Below are 3,441 nucleotides of genomic sequence, written 5' to 3'. Positions count from 1 at the left end.
GTCGATCGCCGGAGCCGTTTGGCACAGCTGTGTTATACACTGGCGTCATCGAGCGTTAGCGGCGCTACGCGTGTACGGGCCGTTTTGCTATTTGATACCCGGCGATAATCGACGTATCGTCTCTTAATACTTCGATTCTCCGGTATAGATTACCAACGGTAATACGGCGCTCGACTGCGGATACGTTATGATTATGGATTGATACTTGTGTTTGGATGCCGTAACGTTAAGTATGAGCACCGATCACTCCGACAGCTTTGGCGTGCGTCACCCGACTGTCATTCCGGAGAACTTCGAGCGGGCTGACGTCGACCCCGATACGGACGACGAGTAGTGCAGCCAGCGCCGATAGGGGATTTGATTGCCGGTTTCGACGACCGCTGTCGGGTTTGCCGGTCGAAACGAAACTTATTGTAGCCGCCACTCGGAAAGCGACGTATGGGACTGTTTGATCGGCTCCGTGGCGGGAGCGGACCACGAGTCGCTTTCTTCGGTATCGACGGTGTACCGTACTCGTTGATCGCCGATAACGAGGAAACGTTCGAAAACCTCCACGCCATCGCGTCGGGCGGTAAGATCGACTCGATCGTGCCGCCGGAATCGAGCGCATGTTGGCCGGCGCTGACGACTGGCGTGAACCCGGGATCGACCGGCGTCTACGGCTTTCAAGATCGCGAAATCGACAGCTATGAGACGTACGTCCCGATGGGACAGGACGTCCAGGCGACGCGGCTGTGGTCCCGCGTCGACAACGCCGGCGGGGAGTCGACGGTGATGAACGTTCCCGTCACGTTCCCCCCGGATCGGGACATCCAGCGGATGGTCAGCGGCTTTCTCTCACCGGGTGTGGAAAAGGCGGCCTACCCCGATGAACTCCGCGAGACGCTTGAGGGACTCGATTACAAGATCGACGTCAACGCGAAACTCGGGCATAAAGACGACAAAGAGGCGTTTATCGAGGATGCACACCAGACCCTCGATGCCCGCTTCGAGGCGTTCAAACGATACATTGAGACCGACGACTGGGACCTCTTTTTCGGCGTCTTTATGACGACCGACCGGGTGAACCACTTCCTGTTCAAGCACTACGCCGAGGACGGCGAGTACAAGGAGGAGTTCCTCGAGTTCTATGCGAAACTCGACGGCTACCTCGGGGAGTTGCGCGGAATGCTCGACGAGGAGACGACAATGGTCGTCGCCTCCGATCACGGGTTCACGTCGCTCGATTACGAGGTCAAGTGCAACATCTGGCTCGAGAAGCAGGGGTGGCTCTCATACAAGAACGACGACCACGACAGCCTCGGCGACATCGCCGACGACACCCGGGCGTACTCGCTTATTCCGGGTCGCTTCTACATCAATCTCGAGGGGCGCGAGCCACGTGGATCCGTCCCCGAGGAGGAGTACGAGGCTGCCCGGAAAGAACTCAAAAGCGATCTGGAGGCGCTCGAAGGGCCGGAGGGGACCCCCGTCGCCGATCGCGTCGTGACGAAGGAGGACGCCTTCCGCGGGGACCACGACGAGATCGCCCCCGACCTCGTCGTCATCCCGAACGACGGCTTCGATCTCAAGTCCGGCTTCCGCGGCGGCGATGCGGTGTTCGACACCGGGCCGCGGAACGGGATGCACAGCTTCGAGAACGCCTGCCTGTTCGTCGACGACGACGGCGCGAAGATCGATGACGCAGACCTCTATGATATCGCGCCGACAGTTCTCGAACTCCTCGACATCGGGATCGACCGCGGGGAGTTCGACGGCGCCTCGTTGGTGTAGGGCGACTCCTCTCCCAATCGAGTCGTTCGCGCCCGGTAGTTCATAACCGATCGCGAGCCACCCCACGGTATGCCTCCGACAGAGGCCGACCACGACCCCGCCCCGACCGGGACCGACCACGATCGTGAGACACTTGAGCGGCGACTCGAGGCCGTCGAACGGGCGCTCTCGGAGGAGAAACCGCTTGAACGTGCGGACCGCCTCGATGAACTGGAGTCGCGCGTCGCCGAACTCGAAGCCGCGGTACAGGCGCTGCGCGGATACGTCGGGTCGGTCCGGGCGGTCAACGAGGAGATCGAACTGCGGGCCGACCGCGCCCTCCGGAAGGCCGAGGCTGTCGAGCGAAACACCGCCCCGGAACGGTCCAACCATGGAGCCGGGTCGGACCCCGACACCGATGGCGGAGCCGTCACCGTTTCGGACCCCGGCCGGGCCTCCGAGTCCGAGTCGGAGACCGAGTCACGTACCGGATCGGCGTCCACGATAGACGACCGTCCAACACCCCTCGAACGGCTCCGCGAGCGGCTGTGATCCGCGTCGTCCTCGCCGTCGCGCTGGCCACCGCGATCTTCGGCCTCGTGATGCCGAGCGCCGAGCGCGCAGACCGGGAGCGAAACGCCGCGCTCGCGCTCGAGGAACTCGAACGCCTGCGTGACGCCGCCGAACGGCTCGCCGCCGGGAACGATCCTGTCGCGCCGGGCCGGGACCCGGCCGCGACGACCGTCACGATCGAACCGCCCGACCCGACGTTCGCCGCCCCCGGTCGGCTCCGGATCGCGAACGGCAGCCTGCGGTGGGAATCGCCGACCGGGCACGACAGCACGGTCGACGTTGCGGTCCCGATCCGCATCGACGCCCCGGCGGTCCTCACCGAACGAACGCGCGTTCGACTATCGTTGGTTCGGACCAACGGCGAGACCGCCGTTCGAATCCGGATCGATCGGGGAAGGAGTTAAATATGAACACGCGCCCAGACCCCCCGTGTTCGACCGACTGCTGTCATCGGAGGACGAATGCCGCTGTGAGCCGACGTTCGAGGCCGACCGCCTCTCCGTCGAGAGCGACGAGTGTCCGGGCGGCGGACGGCTCATCGAGGAGCCGGCCTGCCGTCGGACCGTCGTCGAGGCGCTCGAACGGCGCGATGTCGAGTCCGTCCGGACGCGATCAGCCGGGTTCGAGCGCGCCTACGAGGACGAGGCAGCCGGCTTTCTCGTTGCCGCCGGCCGCTTTGTTGACGCTGCGTCGTTCCACGACGAGGCCCTCGCCGATCGTACCCGCGAAGACCCTCTCGGAGCCGCGCGGGCAGCCGCCGGACGAGACGGCCCTGTTGCGGATGTTGTTGCCGAATCCGGGCTGGCTGTTTTTCTCGGCAGCGACTACCGGACGGCGTTGCGCCCGCAAATCGGCCCGACGGTCGCTAAATCCCGCGTCGCTACGCGCCCCCCGTCCCAGGCGACGTTGCGCGACCGTTACGAACTCGACACGGGCGGGGTCGTCCGCCGCTACGACGGCGCGGAGATGGGGACGTATCATCTCACGCCCGCCGAACACCGCCTCGACCCCGAGGACACCGCAACGCTCGCGGCGGCGCACGGTCGGTTGGCCCGTGGCGCGATAGAGGGGGGTGAGCGCGCGCCCGCTCGCGCCGTCAGGTCGGTCGCAGATCCC

At 64.8% G+C, this 3,441-nt stretch carries 3 protein-coding genes and 1 pseudogene; all 4 read left to right on the top strand.

The window, feature by feature from the left end:
• The first annotated feature begins 438 nt into the window (after positions 1-438).
• A complete protein-coding gene (locus tag ACI944_RS13350) occupies positions 439-1,773 on the top strand; it encodes an alkaline phosphatase family protein (protein ID WP_411719522.1) in 1,335 nt (444 codons plus the stop codon).
• Positions 1,774-1,842: 69 nt separating this feature from the next.
• Positions 1,843-2,304 (top strand): hypothetical protein, encoded by a 462-nt coding sequence (locus ACI944_RS13345; RefSeq protein ID WP_411719521.1) that lies wholly within the window; start codon positions 1,843-1,845, stop codon positions 2,302-2,304.
• On the top strand, positions 2,301-2,729 hold the full coding sequence (locus ACI944_RS13340) for a hypothetical protein (protein WP_411719520.1): 429 nt from the start codon (positions 2,301-2,303) through the stop codon (positions 2,727-2,729). The genes ACI944_RS13345 and ACI944_RS13340 overlap by 4 nt, the downstream gene beginning before the upstream one ends.
• 25 nt (positions 2,730-2,754) lie before the next feature.
• Positions 2,755-3,441: pseudogene (locus tag ACI944_RS13335) on the top strand (type II secretion protein); the annotation flags it as partial.

It is taken from the genome of Natronomonas sp. (assembly GCF_046710025.1).
In the GTDB taxonomy this organism is placed as follows: Archaea; Halobacteriota; Halobacteria; order Halobacteriales; family Haloarculaceae; genus Natronomonas.
This window is presented reverse-complemented; position numbering and strand designations above follow the sequence as displayed.